The organism is Frigoribacterium sp. AC394 (assembly GCF_979258095.1).
In genome coordinates this window covers 66,913-84,880 of the sequence record NZ_OZ409834.1, presented here as the reverse complement: position 1 = coordinate 84,880, position 17,968 = coordinate 66,913, and the positions used below count along the sequence as shown (strand labels likewise).

At 73.1% G+C, this 17,968-nt stretch carries 13 protein-coding genes and 1 pseudogene; 5 read left to right on the top strand and 9 right to left on the bottom strand.

The window, feature by feature from the left end:
* Positions 1-199: 199 nt before the first annotated feature.
* Positions 200-1,159: an ATP-grasp domain-containing protein gene (locus ACZZY9_RS00365; RefSeq protein ID WP_463462560.1), complete on the bottom strand. Its 960-nt coding sequence runs from the start codon at positions 1,157-1,159 to the stop codon at positions 200-202.
* 79 nt (positions 1,160-1,238) lie between these two features.
* Positions 1,239-2,702 (bottom strand): hypothetical protein, encoded by a 1,464-nt coding sequence (locus ACZZY9_RS00360; RefSeq protein ID WP_463462559.1) that lies wholly within the window; start codon positions 2,700-2,702, stop codon positions 1,239-1,241.
* Between the two features lie 97 nt (positions 2,703-2,799).
* Between ACZZY9_RS00360 and ACZZY9_RS00355 the strand changes: the two genes are divergently transcribed.
* The 5 genes and pseudogenes from ACZZY9_RS00355 to ACZZY9_RS00335 all read left to right on the top strand — a co-directional run bounded on the left by ACZZY9_RS00355 (position 2,800) and on the right by ACZZY9_RS00335 (position 9,401).
* Positions 2,800-4,620, top strand: coding sequence for a DUF3375 family protein (locus ACZZY9_RS00355; RefSeq protein ID WP_463462558.1), 1,821 nt, complete (start codon positions 2,800-2,802; stop codon positions 4,618-4,620).
* Entirely contained in the window at positions 4,617-5,567 is a 951-nt protein-coding gene (locus ACZZY9_RS00350; RefSeq protein WP_463462557.1) for a DUF4194 domain-containing protein, read from the top strand. Before ACZZY9_RS00355 ends, ACZZY9_RS00350 begins: the two co-directional genes overlap by 4 nt.
* A pseudogene (locus ACZZY9_RS00345) lies at positions 5,564-5,833 on the top strand (ATP-binding protein); the annotation flags it as partial. The gene ACZZY9_RS00350 and the pseudogene ACZZY9_RS00345, both read left to right, overlap by 4 nt.
* A 2,230-nt stretch (positions 5,834-8,063) precedes the next feature.
* On the top strand, positions 8,064-9,077 hold the full coding sequence (locus ACZZY9_RS00340; protein ID WP_463462556.1) for an SbcC/MukB-like Walker B domain-containing protein: 1,014 nt from the start codon (positions 8,064-8,066) through the stop codon (positions 9,075-9,077).
* Between the two features lie 150 nt (positions 9,078-9,227).
* Positions 9,228-9,401 carry a CsbD family protein gene (locus ACZZY9_RS00335; RefSeq protein ID WP_156463343.1) on the top strand — a complete coding sequence of 58 codons (174 nt, stop codon included), beginning with the start codon at positions 9,228-9,230 and terminating at the stop codon, positions 9,399-9,401.
* An 81-nt stretch (positions 9,402-9,482) separates the two neighbouring features.
* On the opposite strand, the gene ACZZY9_RS00330 is transcribed toward ACZZY9_RS00335, so the two are convergent.
* Genes ACZZY9_RS00330 through ACZZY9_RS00300 form a run of 7 tightly spaced genes read right to left on the bottom strand, consistent with a single transcriptional unit; the run spans position 9,483 to position 17,897 of the window.
* Positions 9,483-10,130 carry a TetR/AcrR family transcriptional regulator gene (locus ACZZY9_RS00330; RefSeq protein ID WP_320477353.1) on the bottom strand — a complete coding sequence of 216 codons (648 nt, stop codon included), beginning with the start codon at positions 10,128-10,130 and terminating at the stop codon, positions 9,483-9,485.
* Positions 10,130-12,196: a CocE/NonD family hydrolase gene (locus ACZZY9_RS00325; protein ID WP_463462555.1), complete on the bottom strand. Its 2,067-nt coding sequence runs from the start codon at positions 12,194-12,196 to the stop codon at positions 10,130-10,132. Before ACZZY9_RS00325 ends, ACZZY9_RS00330 begins: the two co-directional genes overlap by 1 nt.
* Positions 12,193-12,396 (bottom strand): hypothetical protein, encoded by a 204-nt coding sequence (locus tag ACZZY9_RS00320; RefSeq protein WP_463462554.1) that lies wholly within the window; start codon positions 12,394-12,396, stop codon positions 12,193-12,195. Before ACZZY9_RS00320 ends, ACZZY9_RS00325 begins: the two co-directional genes overlap by 4 nt.
* The gene (locus tag ACZZY9_RS00315; RefSeq protein WP_463462553.1) at positions 12,393-14,270 is read right to left on the bottom strand and encodes a dipeptide ABC transporter ATP-binding protein; all 1,878 of its coding nucleotides are present in this window, start codon (positions 14,268-14,270) and stop codon (positions 12,393-12,395) included. Before ACZZY9_RS00315 ends, ACZZY9_RS00320 begins: the two co-directional genes overlap by 4 nt.
* Positions 14,267-15,208, bottom strand: coding sequence for an ABC transporter permease (locus ACZZY9_RS00310; RefSeq protein WP_463462552.1), 942 nt, complete (start codon positions 15,206-15,208; stop codon positions 14,267-14,269). The genes ACZZY9_RS00315 and ACZZY9_RS00310 overlap by 4 nt, the downstream gene beginning before the upstream one ends.
* Complete coding sequence (locus tag ACZZY9_RS00305; protein ID WP_463462551.1) at positions 15,205-16,275, bottom strand: ABC transporter permease; 1,071 nt, start codon at positions 16,273-16,275, stop codon at positions 15,205-15,207. The genes ACZZY9_RS00310 and ACZZY9_RS00305 overlap by 4 nt, the downstream gene beginning before the upstream one ends.
* On the bottom strand, positions 16,272-17,897 hold the full coding sequence (locus ACZZY9_RS00300) for an ABC transporter substrate-binding protein (protein ID WP_463462550.1): 1,626 nt from the start codon (positions 17,895-17,897) through the stop codon (positions 16,272-16,274). Before ACZZY9_RS00300 ends, ACZZY9_RS00305 begins: the two co-directional genes overlap by 4 nt.
* Between the last annotated feature and the right edge of the window lie 71 nt (positions 17,898-17,968).

Genomic DNA, 17,968 nt, shown 5'->3' with positions numbered 1-17,968 from the left:
ATGGCGTCGCCTTTCGCTTCACGGTCCGCACGGTCGTCGGCCCGTGCTGGACACGCTAACGCCGACCCCCGACATCGATCGTCGACCCGCGCCTCCCCGCCCCCGCGCCTCCTCGGCTCCTCGGCCCCGCGCCTCCTCGCCTCCCCGGCCCGCGCCTCCTCGGCCCGGGCGCACGCCTCCGAAGGGGGACCGGCGCGCGCTACCCCTCGCTCGAGAGCACCCAGCCGAGCCAGCCGGCGAGCGTCGCGGCGGCCGACACGCTCGACGACCGCTCGACGTCGGGGTTGTAGTTGGTGTTCGTGTTGACGTCGTACGGCACGACGCGACCGTCGGCGGTCTCGATGAACTCGATCCCCGCGACCTCGATCCCCTGCTGGTCCAGGAAGGCCTCGAGCCGCTGCACGAGAGGGTGCGACGCGGTCACCGACGATCGGACGGCGAAGGGTGCGAACGTGGCGGGGTCGGCGCCGTCGGGCACGACGCACGCGTCGGCGGGGCACAGCTCGAAGCTGCCCGCCGAGGTGTCGACCCGCACCGCGTAGACGAAGCGACCGCCGACGAACTCGACGCGGGTGTTGAAGGGCTCCTCGGCCTGCAGGAACTCCTGCAGCAGCGTGATCCCGTCGACCGGCACCTCGAAGTCGGGGCCGTCGACGTAGGCGTCGAACGACTCGAGGTCGTCGAAGCGACGCACCCCGAGACCCTTGCCGCCCTGGTTGTGCTTCGTGATGAACGGCAGCTTCTGCTCGCGCGCCCGGGCCTTGAGGTCGGCGGTGCCGAACACGGCGGTGGTGGCCGGCACGTCGAAACCGGCCTGCTCGAGCGCCAGGTACTGCGCGACCTTGCTCACCTCGAGCTCGACGACGCCGCTGCCGTTGATCGTGCGGCGTCCGTGGCGCTCGGCCCAGCGGAGCGTCGCGCGGGCCACCTCCTTGGCCGTCGCCCGGCCTCGCGTGTGGGCAGACCCGCTGAGGCGCGACCAGAACACCCCGGCAGGAGGCTCGGCGGACAGATCGAACGAGCTCCCGTCGAGCAGGTGCTCGCGATGCGGCACACCCGCCGCGTCGAGGGCGGCGACGAGCGGAGAGAGCCACTCGGCGTTGTCGTGCAGGATGTGGACCACGGGTGTCGGGTCGGCGGTGTCTGCGGGAGCACTCATCCTCCGAGACTGCACCACGCGCCTCCTGCGATCCTCCACATGTCGGCGCGTGACGCCGAGCACGGGCACCCCTCGCGGGCTACTCCGCCCAGGCCGCGCGCACCACCTCGCACAGCGGCTGATCGTCGGTCTCGAGTGCGGAGCAGTCGGCCACGGCCTCGTCGCCGACCGTCTCGACGGCGAGGTCGACCGGCTCCCGGACGTCGCGACGGAACGCGACGACGGTGCCGCGCGGCGCCGCCTGCACTGCGGAGACCACGTCGTCGAGCGACCCCTCGGTCACGGCGTCGCCCAGCACGACGTCCACCCTCGCCTCCGTGCTCGCGACGGACACGCCCTCGATCCCGGGTGAGGCCGTGATCGCGTCCGCGACGGAGACGAGCACCTCGAGGGTCGCGGGGTCGCTCGAGAACGCGAGGCCGCGGGGGTCCGACCGGTCAGGCGAGACGCGGACGACATCCAGACGCGACACGTCCGCCGACCCGCCGATGGCCCGCAGGGCGGGCACGACCTGATCCGGCCGCATCGTCCGCACCTCGACGGACCGGGCGCTGATGGCCGAGTAGGTCACCGCGTCGGAGTCGACGGCGTCCACGACCGACTCGGCCTCGGACAGGTCGCCGTCCACCTCGCGCGACTCGTCCGGCGACGAGACGGTGCCGATGGTCGTGCCCGAGACGCCGGACGTCGCCGCGAGGGCGCTCGCGACCCGCTCGGCGCGGCCGGACGCCTCGGCCACCTCGTCCGGTGGCTGCTGCCCCGTGACGGTCGGCTGCTTGAGGTCGACCCTGATGCCCTCGGGCAGCACGAGGACCCGCCCCGCACCGAGGTCGTCGTCCCCGATCGCGGCGAGCAGATCCGCCTGGTCGGCGGCGTCGAGCACGACGTCGGACGTCGCGGGGTCGTCGAACGCCGAGGGGAACCCGCTGACGTTCTCGGTGATGAACCGGCGCGAGTCCGGGCTCCAGGCGGAGACGTCGACCTCGGCCAGCTGCGGTTCCGCATCCCGGAGAGAGCGCGCCCGCTGCCACGCCGTGAGGACGTCCGACGACGCCGAGGGGACCACCGTGATCCCGAACCCCCGCCGGGGCGATTCCGAGTCGCTCGTCGTCGCACCGAACTCGTGCGTGCCGAGGGACGCCTCCGCGAAGACCGGATCGTCGGCGACCCGGCGGGCGAGGTCGAGCTGGGCCGCCGTGTCGGCCTCGTCGGCGAGCACCTCGAAGGTGACGGCGCCCCGGCGCACGTCGACGTACTGCCACTCGTCGCCGACCTCGCGGGCCACGAACGGCCTGATCCGCTCGGCGACCGCGGCGAGGTCGTCGTCGCCGAGATCGCTCTCGACCACGACCGTGGCCTCGGCCGTCGCGCTGCCCAAGGGGTAGTCGATGCCGCCGGTCTCGATCTCGACGATGCCGTCGACACCCTCCATCAGCGACTCGAAGCGCTGGCCCAGTTCGGCGGAGTCGGCGCACCCGGCCCCGGCGAGGACGACCGCCGCGACGATGGACCCCGCGACGCATCGTCTCAGTCCGCTCCGCATCCGCTCAGTCTGACCTCCGAGCACCGTCGGCGCTTCCGTCGCGGGGCGGAACGCGCCAGTTGGTATCCTCGTCCGACGACTGCCGGAGGTCCGCTTGGTGAACGAATCGTCAGGGCCCGACGACGCCCTGAGCCGTGACGACGTGCGCGTCGCGCACGAGGACGACCCCACGTGGGCCCTGCTCCGCAGCTACAACAGCCGCTGGATGCTCCCTCTCTTCTCCCGGCACCTCGAGCACGCCGAGGGGCCTGTCTCGGCCGACTGGTTCCACCAGCAGGTCGCCCAGGCCCTCGAGCTGAACGCGCTCGATCAGACCGCGCTCGCCGAGACCGCGCCCGTCCGGGCCGGCACCGAGGAGGCGCGGGTCGGCGACTCCGGAGCGACGGCCGTCCCCGAGACCCGCACCACCCCGGCCGACTACTGCCGGAGCTGGGTCGACAGCCGGTGGCTGATCCGCACCCGCGCCTCCTCGGCGGACGACGGCGGGGCACGCCACGGCGACGCCGACCACGGCCGTCCGAGCAGCACGACGACCGGCCCCTCCCCCGCAGCCGACGGCTGGGGCGCGCTCGGCGCGGCGGGGTCGGCCCCGACCCGCGCCTCGAGCCCGCCCCCGCGCGGCGAGGCCCGCGCGCAGTACCGACTCTCGCCCCACGCGCTCAAGGCGCTGCGGATCGTGCGCGAGCTGGTCGAGCAGGACAACGCGGTGAGCGAGGCGCGACTCGGCAGCATCGCCCACGCCGTCGGTCAGCTCGCCGGTCTCGCCGACCCGAGCCGCGAGGCCCAGACCGCGCGGATCGACGAGCAGATCGCCGAGCTGCAGCGTCGCCGCGATCGCATCGAGCAGCACGGCACCGAGCCGGTCAGCCCCGACGTCCTCAAGCGGCAGGTGCGCGAGGTGGTGCGGCTGACGGCGTCGCTGCCCGAGGACTTCCGGCAGCTGAGCAGCATGGTCGAGCAGCGGCACCGCGAGGTCGCGCGCCGCGCGACGGTCGAGCACGTCGGCAAGGGCGCGCTCGTCGAGCAGTACCTGCGTGAGAACGATCTGCTCGAGCAGACCCCCGAGGGCCGCGCCTACCGCGGATTCGCGCAGATGCTGTCGTCGCGTGAGATCGACGTGATGCGCGCCGACATCGAGCTCATCCTCGATCACCCCGCCGCGGCCCAGCATCTGACCGATCGGCAGCGGACGCAGCTCGAGTCGCTGATCTCGTCGCTGCTCGCGGAAGAGCAGTCGGTGCAAGAGACGTACGGGCGCTGGACATCGTCGCTCCGCCGGTTCCTCAGTCGCTCGTCGACCGAGCGTCACCAGCGCCTCCTCACCCTCGCCGAACGGGCGCTGCACGCCGGCGGCGTCTGGGCCGAGCGACGACCGGGCCCGGCCGTGCTGCCCGTCGACGTGCTCGGGCTCGGCGCGCTCGACGTGGTCGACATCAGCCAGGCGCAGCTCCACAGCGACCGGGGGCGCCCGACCGTCGACGTGCAGGTGACCGAGGGCGACGCCACGCTGCCCGCCGCCGACCGCGCCGCGCTCCGCATCAGCTCGGGCACGAGCACCGCGGCCGTCGCGGCCACCCTCGACCGCCTGCTCGACGAGCACGAGACCGTCACGAGCGCCGAGCTGTACGAGGCCACCGACCCCGAGTTCCGCCGACTCGGCCTCGTGCTGAGCATGCTCGACCTCGCCATCGACCGCGGCGTGGTCGACGAGACCACCGAGACCGTCACCCTGACCGCCGGCGAACCGGCCGCGCCAGGGGGCGGCAGCCGAGGAGGCGCGGGTCGAGGAGGCGCGGGTCGTCGCGTCGTCCTCCCCCGGCTCGTCTTCCGCCGACAGCCCGCACCGGGGGACGACGCCCCCGCCCCCGGCGACGACACCTCCGCCCCGACCCCGCAGCCCGAGAGAGACACCGTATGACCCCCGACCCGATCGACGACGTCAGCACCGAGGCAGTCGGCACCGTTCTCGACAGCACCGTCCTCGACAGCATCGATCCGGACAGCGCCGATGCGGACGGCACGACGGAGGCGGACGGCGCTGCTCCCGACCCGTCGAGCGCGCTCCGCGACGAGCTCCCGCTCGCCGGTCGCAAGGCGCTGGTCACGCTGCTGACCCACCGCTTCATGTCGCGGGCCCGGCAGGGCGAGGCGTGGGCCGCTCTGCTCGCCTACGAACCCGAGATCCGGGCCCGGCTCGACGAGATGTTCCTCGTGCTGGTCGTCGACCACGAGTACGAGGTCGCGTTCAAGCGGCAGAGCGGACAGGACGACGTGCCCATCCTGCTGCGGCGCGAGAAGCCGCTGTCGCGCGACGCGTCGCTGCTGATGGTCTTCCTGCGGCGTGAGCACGCATTCAGCGACGCGCACGACGAATCGGTCGTGGTGTCGCGCGATCAGGTCGCGGAGTTCCTCGGCCGGTACCACGACGACACCGCGCACGACGAGATCCGCTCGATGCGTCGCGTCGACGCGGCCCTCGCCGCCATGGTGTCGCGCGACCTCCTCGAGCCGGAGCCCGACGACCCCGCGCTCTTCGTCGTCGCCCCCGCGATCGTGCCGCTGATCACGGCCGAGCAGCTGGCTCACCTCGAGCGCGTGTTCCTCGAGGCGGCGGGGGCCGAGGCGCCCGCCGACGCGAGCGCGCTCGACATCGATGCAGAGGCCGACGCGGACGCTGACGCCGACGCCGACGCCGACGAATCGGCCGACGGCGACTCGGAAGCCGGCGGCGACGACGACGGCTCCGGCGGCTCCGACCTCGACGCGGACGCCGAGGCCGACCCCGATCAGGCCGCCGAACCCCGCCCCGACCCGACCGCCGTCGCCCTCGATCTCCCCCTCGACCCGGAAGCAGACCAGGCATGATCCCCGCCGACGCGACCACCGCCTCCTCGGCTCCCGACGCCGCCGACGCTCCCGACACCGCCGGCACCGCCGTCATCGCCGCGGCGACCGACACGGGAGACCACGCCGCGGCGCCCGACCTCGGCATGTTCCACTCGGGTCAGTACCGCATCGAGCAGGTGCAGCTGCTGAACTGGGGCAGCTACTCGGGGCTGCACCGTATGCCGGTGGGGCGCGGCGGCATCGCGATCCTCGGGCCGACCGGGCGCGGCAAGTCGACGGTGCTCGACGCGATGGCCGCGGTGATCATGCCGAACCCGCAGGAGTTCAACCGGGCCGCGCGCGACGACAGCCGCCAGCGCTCCGAGCGCACCGTCTACAGCTACGCGCGCGGAAAGACCGACGAGGTGCGCGACGCGGCGTCCGATCGCACGACGACGCGATTCCTCCGTCCGCTGGGCCAGGCGTTCGCGAGCGGCGCCGCCATCACGTACGCGACCGAGCTCGGGCAGACCCTCACCGCGGTGCGTCTCGCCTGGATCGGCACCGACACCTCCAGCCAGGACGACGTGACGCAGGCCAGCGTCTACCTGCTCGTCCGCGGGCCCTTCGATCTCAGCCGGCTGACCGAGGTCAAGCGCGATGCGAGCAGCTCGAGTCCGCTGACGAAGGGCTCCCTCGCGCGCCTCCTCGACCCCGTCCGCGATCTCGTCACGTACTCGCAGCCCGAGTTCCGCGTGCAGCTGTGCGGCGAGCTCGGCATCGGCGGCAGCGACGAGTCGCAGCTGAAGGCGCTGACGCTGCTGCGCCGTGCGCAGGCGTCGAAGGGCGTCTTCTCGATCGACGAGCTGTTCAAGTCGTTCGTGCTCACGCAGCCCAAGGCGCTCTCGCGCTGGGAGACCACGCTCGGCACGTACCGCGAGGCCTCGGCGCTCTACGACGTGTTCGAGACGACGCGCAAGAAGCTCGGCGTGCTCGAGCCGGTGCCCGCGCTGGCCGATCGCTACGAGATCGCCGGCCACGACGCGACCGAGAAGCGCCGTCTGATCGACGAGAGCCACGGCCCGAGCCGACTGCGCGTCTGGCTGGCCGAGAAGGTCGGCAGCTGGGTCAGCGGCGAGGTCGACCGGGTCACGACCGAGAAGCGCGCCCTGTCGGAGTCGAGGAGGCGCGCGGCCGACGACGACACCGCCGCGTTCCGTGCCCGTGAGCAGGCCCTGGCCCGCATCGGCGATCTCGGCGGCGACCCCTCCCAGTCGCTCCGTCAGCTCGTGGCGACCGCCGAGCGCGACCTCGCCGTCGTCCAGCGCGAGCGGCGCCGCTTCGCGACGGCCCTCGACGGCACGGGCGAGTCCGTGCCGACGTCCGAGAAGCAGCTCGTCGCGCTGCGGCAGCGCGCCGAGCGACTCGCCGACGAGGACGCGGCCGCCCGGGCCGCCGCCGACGACGTGCGCGGCGAGCTCGCCGCCCGCATCGGCGAGGCCAAGCGCGCGCTGTCGGCCCGCGAGGCGCAGCGCCGCTCGTTCGAGCTGCGCGGCAGCAACGTGCCCGACGACGCGGCCGAACGACGACTCCGCATCGCCGAGGGCACCGGGATCCCCGTCGCGGGTCTGCCCTACGCCGGCGAGCTGTTCGAGGTCGCGGCCGCGCACACCGACTGGACGGTCGCGATCGAGCGGGTCGTCGGCGACCTGGCCACGCACCTCCTGGTCGACCGCGCGCAGTTCGACGCCGTGCGCCGCTTCGTCAACGACCACGACATGCGCGGCCGCATCACGCTGGTGCCCGCGGCGACCGGCGTCGAGCCCGAGCACGACGCCGTGCCGCGCACCGTGCCCGCCATGCTGCAGTTCGACGAGGGCAGCCCGTTCTTCGGCTGGCTGTTCGACGAGATCGTCGCCGAGCGCAGCGTGCTCTGCGTCGAGGGGCCCGACGACCTCGACGGCTCGCTGCCCGCCGGGGCGCGGGGCGCCGTGACGCGTGCCGGTCTCCGCACGGGCTCGCGAGGCCGCGTCGTGAAGGACGACCGCCGCACGCGCTCGTGGATCGGCCTCGACAACGGCTCCCGCGTCGCCGAGCTCGCCGACGAGATCGCGTCGCTCGAACGCGACCTCACCGTCGCGCGGGCCGCATGGGACACCGCCGAGGCCGAGTCGTCGGCGCGACGCCGGGTGCTCGACGCCGTCGCGCGATCGACCGAGTTCTCGTGGGCGGACATCGACACCGCGCCGGCGCAGGCGCGACTCGACGACCTTCAGGGTCAGCTCGATCGGCTGGCCGACGAGCGGCCCGAGCTCGCCACGCTGCAGGCCGACGCGCGCCGACACGACGACGAGCGCTCGGCGGCGACGCGTCGTCTGGCCGAGCTTCGACCACGAGCTCGCGCGACTCGAGGCCGAGCACTCGACCCTGGTCGATATCGAGGACGCCTTCAGCGACGCCCTGACCGGGGCCGACCCGCTGACCGACCACGAGCGCGCCCTGCTCGCACCGCTGCCGTTCGCCGCGCCGCGCGAGGTGGCCGACGTCGAGCGGTCGCACCGCGAGGCGCTGTCGCTGCTCCGCGGGCAGATCGACGGCCACGACCGCGAACGCACGCAGGCCGAGAACACTCTCGTGCTGATCTTCGAGCGGTACCTCGAGCTCGACCGCACGGCCGGGATCGACGCCTCGATCGACAGTCTCGACGCGGTCAAGGCGATCCACCGCACGCTCGTCGACGACGCCCTGCCGAACGCGAAGGAGGACTGGCTCGCCAAGGCCGGCGCCGACATGGGCGACAGCCTGCGCGCGCTGCTCGTGCAGATCGAGGAGGACGGCCACGTCATCCGTCGCGGGGTGCGGCCCATCTCGCAGGCGCTCCGGGCGATCGAGTTCCGGCAGGGGTCGACGCTCGACATCGAGCCGAAGCCCGTGTCGAACAGCGACCTCGTCGATTTCAAGCGGACGCTGCGCACGCACATCGGCGATCGGGCGGGGGCGCCCCGCGACGCGGCCGAGATCGAGCGGCGGTTCGTCACCCTCCGACGCGACCTCGCGCACCTCGAGGAGCGCTCGAAGATCGGCGACGCCTGGCGCCGCCGCGTGCTCGACGCGCGCGAGCACTACCAGTTCCGCGCCATCGAGACCCGGGTCGACGGCACGCAGATCGTGCACGAGGGCGTGGCCGGCAAGTCGGGCGGCGAGGGGCAGGAGCTCATCGCGTTCGTGCTCGGCGCGGCCCTCCGCTTCCGGCTCGGCGACGGCACCGACCGGGTGCCGACCTACGCGCCGATCGTGCTCGACGAGGGGTTCGTCAAGGCCGACGACGAGTACACCGGGCGGTCGCTCGCGGCGCTGACGTCGCTCGGGTTCCAGCTCGTCGTGGGTGCGCCCCGCGACAAGGTGAACGCGTTCGAGCAGCACGTCGAGAGCGTGGCGTACATCTCGAGCGACCCCGCGCATCCCGAGCTGTCGCGCATCTACCCGCTGACGATCCGCCAGGCGATGGAGGTCGAACGCCACGGCCTCGACCCCGCCGCGCTCGCCTGACCTCGTCGGCGCCGTCCGGCGCCGCCGCGCGCTGCCTGCACCCCTCCCGTGCAGCGGCTGGGAACTCGCCCGGGGGCCGTCCCGGCGCCCGGCTTCGGCCTACCGTCCACGTCAGCCGGGACTCTCCGGCGAGAGACCGAAGGGGACAACATGTCCGTTGGAGACAAGGCAAAAGATTTCGTCCAGAAGGCAGCCGGTCACGTCGAGGAGGCCGTCGGCAAGAAGACCGACGACGCCGAGCTGACCGCGCAGGGCCAGAAGGACAAGGCGATGAGCGAAGACCGCCTGCAGACCGAGAAGGCCAAGGACGGCGACCTCAAGTAGGCAGCCCCACCGCATCACGCACCGCGAGGTGGACGAGACGCCGCGATCACGCCGGCTCTCGTCCGCCTCGCGGTTCGTCGTTCAGGCGCAGCGGGCGCCGGTCTCGTGCTCGACGAACACCCACATCCACTCCAGCGCGAGCTCCGAGGTCAGCCCCGGCGCCTTCTGAGCGAGCTGCGTCGCCACACCGTCGCTGTAGGCCGCGAGCTTGAGCGCCAGCTCCGACGCGTCGCCGACCGCGAGCGACGGGAACACCCCGCCGGCCCCACGACGCAGCGTGCGCGTCAGGCAGGCCTCCCACACGCGGATCCGCTCGACGTACTCCTCGGCCACCGCGGGCTTGCGGGCGACCGCCGTCCAGTAGTCCGACCAGAGACGCCAGTGCTCGTCGCTCGCGTCGGTCGCGGCGAACAGGGGCTCGATCAGCATCCGCACCCCGGCGACGGGGTCGGGCTCGGCGTCGACCGCCTCGATGATCGACGAGTAGAACCGCGCCGTCTCGAGCACGACGACCTCGTTGAGGATCTGCGCGACGCTCTCGAAGTGATAGGTGACGGTGCCGACCGACACCCCCGCCTCCCCCGCGATGTCGCGCAGCCGGGTCGCACCGAGCCCCTCGCGGAGGATCACACCGCGCGCCGCTTCGACGATCTGCGCCCGTCGCTCGGCGGGCTTGCGACGCGCCCCGCCGCCGACGGCGCCCGCTGCCGCGACACCCTCCGCCGACATCACGCGGACGTCCGCGGCACGACGTCCTCGAACCGGCGGTCGGCGACGAGCACCGCTTCCGTCGACGGCCCGCCGTCGCGCGCCCACGCCCGCACCGTGTTGACGATCACGAAGTCGTCGTGGGTGGCCGAGACGTGCGACGTCGTCTCGAGCCAGGCCCGCCAGTCGGGCTTCTCGAGTCCGATCGCCCAGCGCGACTCCGCCGAGGCCGACAGCGGGTCGCCGTCGACGATGCGGTAGGTCTCGCGGCTGTCTTCGGTGAAGACGAGCCCGTCGGGGTACTCGCGTCCGCCGCCGTAGCCGGGGTCGACGTCGAGCACCCACTCGCCGGTGCCGACGTCGTGCGTGACGCTGCGCTGCGGCAGATCCGACGCGGGCGGCAGGGCCCGTACGGCGAGCGGCGTCGCGCGGGTCGGCTCGTCGAAGCGCACCCCGTCGTCGCCGGCCCGCGTCCACACCGGCAGCGTCACGGCGCTGCGCTGGGGGTCGATGGTGAGCGTGGCCTCGTCGGAGTGCGGCCAGATCCATGGCCAGTAGGCCGACGACACGGCGATCCGGAGGCGGTGGCCGGCCGGGAAGGAGTGCCCGGTCGAGACCAGCGGGACGCGCACGGTCTGCTCGACCCGCACCTCCATCGGGTCGTCGCGGTGCCGGCCGTTCCGCTTGTTCAGATTGAGGACTCCGCGGGTGACGAGCGTCGAGCTGCCGTCGGGCGCGACGTCGCAAAGACGCACGATGACGTTCGCGTCGGGCCGGTCGCTCGTGATCGCGAGGTCGACGACGACGCTGCCGAGCACGTCCAGCGGCGCGCCGGCCCCGCCGGCCCCGTCCGCAGACGCCCCCACGTCGAGGTCGAAGCACACTGACCGGCCGTCCTCCGCGCGCTGGTCGGGCGGCAGGTCGGTGGCGTTGCCGAACGGGAAGAACCGGCCGGCGTCGAGCCCGGTGCTCTGCGGCGAGCGCACGACGACGGGTCCGTGCTCGCCGCCGGTCAGCAGCTCGAGCGACTCGACGCGCGCCCGGGTGGCGGTCGACGGCCAGTCCTCGGCGCCGACCCAGCGCCCGGTCCGCTCGGCGTAGTACGTGGCGGGCGGCTCGGAGTCGTTGATCCAGGCTCGCAGGGCCGGCTCGTCGTCGACGCCGTTCGGCTCGTCGAGCAGCCAGCGGTCCCACCAGCGCAGGGTCTCCTGCAAGAAGCCGATGCCCGGGCCGGGGGCTAGCCCGCGGTCGGGGTACTGGTGCGACCAGGGCCCGATGATGCCCTTGACCGGTGCGTCGAGCTCGGAGACGAGGCGCAGCACGGCGTCGCGGTACGGGTCGGCCCAGCCGCCGACGGCGAGGACGGCCGCCGTGATCGACGAGTAGTCCTCGCAGACGCTGCCGTGTCGCCAGTAGTCGTCGCGCTCCTGGTGCGCGAGCCAGACCGGGGTCATCGGCCGGTTGTGCTCGAGGCGCTCGCGCCAGCGTGCGACCCAGTCGGCGCCGACGACCTCGGGGCGCGGCGGGCGGGAGTTGAACGCGAACATGGTGCCGCCCCATGCGGCCATGTCGATGCCGAGCACGGCGCCGCCCATGTAGTGCACGTCGTTGTCGTAGCGGTCGTCGGTCGAGCAGACGGTGACGATCGCCTTGAGCGCGGCCGGGGCGCGGCCGGCGAGCTGCAGGGCGTTGAACCCGCCCCACGAGATGCCGAATGCGCCGACCGCCCCCGTCGACCAGGGCTGCGCGGCGAGCCACTCGATCAGGGCGATGCCGTCGGCGAGCTCCTGCTCGGAGTACTCGTCGTCGAACAGCCCGTCGCTCGACCCCGTGCCGCGGATGTCGACCCGCACCGAGGCGTACCCGCGGGCGGCGTACCAGGGGTGCCGCTCGCTGTCGCGCGGTGCCGTCCAGTCGTCGAGCCGGTACGGCAGGTACTCGAGCAGCACGGGCACCGGATGCTCGACGCGTGGGGCCCAGACCCGGGCATGCAGTCGCGTCCCGTCGGGCAGCGGCACCCACTCGTCGCGCACCTCGATCTCGTGCAGGAGGCGCGGGTCGCCGAGGAGCCGCTGGTCGCCGCTCACAGACCGGTCCCGTCGGACGGCCGCCCGCCCTCGCGGGTCTGCTCGCGGCGGCTCGCGCTGCGCTCGAGGTGAGCCTCCGTCGCGAGGCCGGCCTGCGCCTCCTCGTCCAGGGCCCTGTCGAACGGAGCGCGCTCGTGCGAGGCGCGCTCGTGCGATGCCCCGTCGCGCAGGCGGTCCTCGTTCGGGTGGGTGATGCTCACTGTGCCTCCCAGTTCTTGACGTGGTGCCCGCCGCCGTGGTCGGTCCAGCCGTCGGCGTCGCGCCAGCGGGCGCGGCCGTCGCCGACTCCGGGCAGCTCGGTGGTGCCGGGGTCGAGGGTGGCGTCGAGCAGGGTGCGGGTGTAGGGGTGGTTGGGGCCGCCGAAGACGCGGTCGGCGGGGCCGACCTCGACGATGCGTCCGCCGGTCATCACGGCGACGCGGTCGGCGACCCCGCGCACGACGGCGAGGTCGTGACTGATGAAGAGGCAGCTCAGGCCCTTCTCGTCGCGGAGTCGCGTCAGCAGCTCGAGCACGCCGGCCTGCACGCGCACGTCGAGCGCGGTCGTGATCTCGTCGGCGATGATCAGCTCGGGGCCGGCGGCGAGCGCCCGGGCGATGCCGACGCGCTGCCGCTGGCCGCCCGAGAGCTGGGCCGGCAGGCGTGCGGCGAAGTCGGGCGTGAGACCGACCTCGACGAGCAGCTCGGCGACGCGGTCGGGCGAGCTGCTGCCGGTGAACAGCTTGAGCGGGCGGGCGATCGCGGCGCCGACGGTGCGGCGGGGGTTCAGCGAGGTGTCGGCGTTCTGGAAGATCAGCTGCACGGCGCGTCGCAGGTCGGCGCTCCGTCGGCCGACGGGCTGGGTGAGGTCGCCCTCCAGGCCGGCTGCTCCACGGAAGGCGAAGGCGCCCGACTCGGCGGGGATCAGCCCGGCCATCGCGGTGGCGAGCGTCGACTTGCCGCTGCCGGACTCCCCCACGACGGCGAGCGTCTCGCGGCGGCCGATCTCGAGCGACACCCCGTCGACCGCGGCGGGCAGACCGCGCCCGTACCGCACGACGAGGTCGCGTGCGGCGACGACGGGCTCGGCGCTGCCGGCACGAGGCGCCGCCTGCGCACCGGGATCGCCGGCGGACTCGTCGCCCCGCGCGACGGCGAGCACCTGCGCGGCCCGCGTGTGGGCGGCGTGCGCGATCCCCGACAGCGCCCCGCGGAGCGACCGGGCGTCTCGTCCCGACTCGCCCGCCCCGTCGCCCTCGCCGGCGTGCACGCGCGGGATGCTCGCAAGCAGCTCGCGCGTGTACTCGTGCTGCGGGTCGGCGAAGAGCTCGGCGGTCGGCCGGTGCTCGACGATCACGCCGTCGCGCATGACGGCGATCTCGTCGGCCATGCTCGACACGACGCCGAGGTCGTGGCTGACCAGCAGGATCGCCATGTCGAGCTCGACCGCCAGATCGCGGATCAGCTCGAGCACGGCCGACTGCGTCACGACGTCGAGCGCGGTGGTCGGCTCGTCGAGCACGAGCAGCTGCGGTCGCGCGGCGACGGCCATCGCGATGGCGATGCGCTGCTGCTGCCCGCCCGAGAGCTGATGGGGGTAGCGGCGCACGATCGTCTCGGGGTCGGGCAGGCGCACGTGACGCACGAGCTCGAGCACGCGGTCGTGCCCGCCGGGCAGCCCGTGGCTCTCGAGCGCCTCGCGCAGCTGGCGCCCGACGCGCATCGACGGGGTGAGGGCCTGACCGGCGTTCTGTGCGACGAGGGCCGCGGTGCCGCCCCGGAGCGCGCGTCTCGCCCGCTCGTCGAGCGCGAAGACGTCGTCGCCGGCCACGCGGACGCTGCCGCCGACGATCCGCGACCCCCGCCGGAGGTGCGCCAGCAGAGTGCGGGCGACGGTCGACTTCCCGCTGCCGCTCTCTCCGACGAGTCCGAGGGCGCGGCCGGCCGCGATCTCGAAGCCGACGCCGCGCACGACGGGCACCTCGCGGCGCCCCGCGGCGTACGAGATCGAGAGGTCGTCGACGACCACGACGGGTGCGGAGGCGGTGTCGGTGACGGGCACCGCGCCTCCCTGGTTCGGGCTGGTGGTGGTCATGAGGTGGCGCCCTTCTGCGCGCGGTCGACGCCGAGCGTCTTGCTCAGTCCGTCGGCGCTGAGGTTGAGACCGATCACGAGGGTGGCGAGGGCGACGACGGGGGCGAGCGTCCCCATCGGCACGACGGTGAGGGCGGTGCGGTTCTCCTGCACCATCAGCCCCCAGTCGGGAGTCGGCGGATTGGCACCGAACCCCAGGAACGACAGGGTCGAGATGAGCAGCACGATCCACGACGCGCGCATCGCGAACTCGACCAGCACGACGTCGAGCACGTTCGGCAGGATCTCGCGGAACACGATGCTCAGCGACCCCTCGCCGCGCGCCCGGGCGGCGGTGACGTAGTCCTGGGTGATGACGGTGCGGGCGGCGCCGCGCACGACGCGGGTCACGGCCGGCGCGTAGACGACGGTGACGGCGAGCACGATCACCCAGAGCCCCGAGTCGAACACGGTCACGACGACCAGCAGCGCGAGGATCGACGGCACGCTGAGCAGCGCGTCGACGATGCGCATGACGACCTCGTCGAACCAGTTGTCGGCGTACGCCGTGATGCAGCCGAGCACCGTGCCGATGCTCACCGCGATCGTCGTCGCGAGGAACGTCACGAGCAGCGCGTACTGCCCGCCGTGCAGGGTGCGCGAGAGGATGTCGCGGCCGTACTGGTCGGTGCCGAGCCAGTGCGACCAGCTCGAGCCGGCGAGGGCCGCGGTCGAGTCGGTCGCGACGGGGTCGTGCCCGGCGATCAGCGGGGCGAGCAGGGCCAGCGCGATGTGCAGCGCGATGAGGCCCAGACCGATGCCGAGAGCCGAGGAGGCGCTGATGCTGCCGGTCAGACCGGTCGCGAGTCCGCGCAGTCGCGCCGCGACCGTCTTCGGGGCGTCGGGTCGACCGGTCGAGGCGACCCGCGCCTCCTCGGTTCCGTTCGTCGTCGTGCTCATGAGCGGGCCTTCCGTCGGGTGCGGAGTCGGGGGTCGAGCGCGAGGGCGATGAGATCGGCCGCGAGGTTGCAGACGACGTAGACCAGGGCGCTGACGACCGCGATCGCCTGGATGGTGGGCAGATCGCGGTTGAACACCGACTCGAGCATGAGCTTGCCCATGCCCGGGTAGTTGAAGACGTTCTCGACGACGACCACGCCGCCGAGCAGCCAGGCGACGTTCAGCGCGACGACGTTCAGGGTCGGCAGCAGCGCGCTCGGCACGGCGTGACGCCAGACGACCTGACGGGTCGAGAGGCCCTTCAGCTCGGCGGTGGTGACGAACTCGGACGCCATCACGTCGATCGTCGACGACCGCGCGGTCCGCACGATGTACGCCGCCATCGCGAGGGTCAGCACGATCGCGGGCAGCCAGACGCTCGGCAGCAGCTCGACGACGGTGGCGCTGTCGCCGCGCAGCACGACCGCGGGGAAGATCGGGATCGCCACGGCGAACAGCAGCACGAGGATCGTCGCGACCATGAACTCGGGCACGCTCATCACGACCAGGCTGATCAGCGAGATCGCATGGTCGCTCGGGCGACCTCGACGCACCCCCGCGACGACGCCGAGGGTGAGCGAGATCGTGACGCCGACGAGCATCGCGGGCACGGCGATCAGCATGCTGTTGCGGAACGCGATCAGCAGATCGGGGCCGACCGGCGCGCCGCTGACGAGCGAGACGCCGAAGTCGCCGTGACTCGCGCCGAGCAGCCACTCGCCGTAGCGGGCCCAGACGTTCTGGTCGAGCCCGAGCGTGTCGCGCAGGGCGGCGACGGCCTCGGGCGTGGCGTCCTGGCCGAGCAGCTGCTGAGCCACGTCGCCGGGCAGCGCCTGCACGGCGAAGAACACGAGGAACGAGGCGAGCAGCACCGTGAGCAGCGCGGTGCCGACGCGACGCAGCACGAGCAGCAGGGTGCTGAGGGCCGGGCTGCCGGGGCGTGACGGGCGCGGGGTCGTGGGCGCGCCTCCTCGGCTCGTGAGATCGGCCTCGACGGCGGATCCGGTCGGGGCGTCGGTGGGGCTCATGCGCGCAGTCCGATCTGGAGGTAGTCGAACTCGAAGCCGTACTCGCGGTAGTTGACGACGTCGCGGCCGATGCCGACGAGCCGGTCGCCGAACATCGGCGTCATGTCGGCGCTGTCCTCCACGATCAGGCGCTGGGCGTCCTGGTAGAGGGTGGCGCGACGACCGTCGTCCATCTCGGCGCGGGCGTCGTCGAGCAGGGCGTCGAAGGTCGGGTTCGACCAGGCGCTCTCGTTGTACGACGAGCCGGTGCGGAAGATCTGGTTCAGCAGCTGGTCGATCGGGCGGCCGGTGAACCAGTAGCTGACCATCAGCGGCTTCTGCATCCAGATCTGCGTGTAGTACGAGTCGGCGCTGGCGTTCTTGACGACGAGGTCGATGCCCGCCTGCTTCACCTGGTCGCGGTAGGCGACGGCCATCGGCGTGAAGACCGACTCGTAGCTCGAGGTGTGGATGTCGGTGCGGAACCCCTCGCGGCCGGCCTTCTTCAGCAGGGCTCGGGCCTTCTCGGGGTCGTATTCGCGCTGCTCGTCGAGCCAGACGGCCTGGGTGGGAGGCACGGGGTTGTCCCACCCCGCGGCGCCGGTCCCCTGCAGGGCCGTGTCGACGACGGCCTGCGGGTCGTACGCGAGCTTCATCGCCTGGCGCACCAGGGGGTCGCTGAACTCGGCGCTCGTGAACAGCATCGGGATCGTGTACCACTGCGCGTTCGCCGAGCGGGCGACCGTTGCGGTGCTCGACGCGCTGACGACCTGCGCGGTCGCGAAGTCGAGGTTCGTCTGCGAGATGAGGTCGATCTGACCGGCGAGCAGCGCGTTGACGCGGGCCGTGGTGTCCTGGATCGAGTAGAAGTCGATGCCGTCGAGGGCCGGGCGGCCGGCGAAGTGGTCGTCGTACGCCTCGATGCTGCCGGTGCCCGCGGGCTCGAAGCCGCTGAGGCGGAACGGGCCCGTGCCGATGCCGGTGGTGCCGATCGTGGGGCCGTTCGCGGGGTCGGCGCTGCCCTCGGGGATCATGTAGCACTGGTACGCCGTCAGCAGCGAGGGGAACTCGGCGTTCGGCGTGAGCAGCTCGATGCGGAGGGTGAGCGGGTCGGGGGCGCTCATGCTGCCGGGGCCGATCATGGCGGCGAGCACCTCGCCCTGCGGCGACGCGGTCTCGGGGTCGAGGATGTGCTCGATCGAGTAGATGGCGTCGGCGGCGGTGAAGCGGCGGCCGTCGTGGAACCGCACGCCGCTGCGGAGGCGGAACGTCCAGGTGACGCCGTCGGGCGTGGCCGACCACTCCTCGGCGAGATCGGGCACGGTGACGCCCTGCTCGTCGAGTCTGACGAGACGGTTGTAGAGGGCGCCGAGGTACTCGTAGGCCGAGAGCGAGCTGGCGGAGTCGAGGGTCTCGGCGGCGGACGCCGCGGGGCGCGCGATGCGGAGGCGACCGCCGCGCTGCGCGGTGCCGGTGGCGGCGGCCTCGGGGATGGTCGGGTCGCTGCGGGCGGGGGCGCAGCCGGCGAGGGTGAAGAGGCCGGCGAGGCTCGCGAGCCCGGCGGCGCCGGCGAGGACGGTGCGGCGGCTCGGACCTCGGGATCCTCCGCCCGGGCGCGGGTTTTCGGGGACGATCGGTGTCATACGGGTATGGCCTTCCGGTTTATCGTTCGGGTGAACGATAAGGCAGTCGCGGCGTATCCACGATTCGAGGC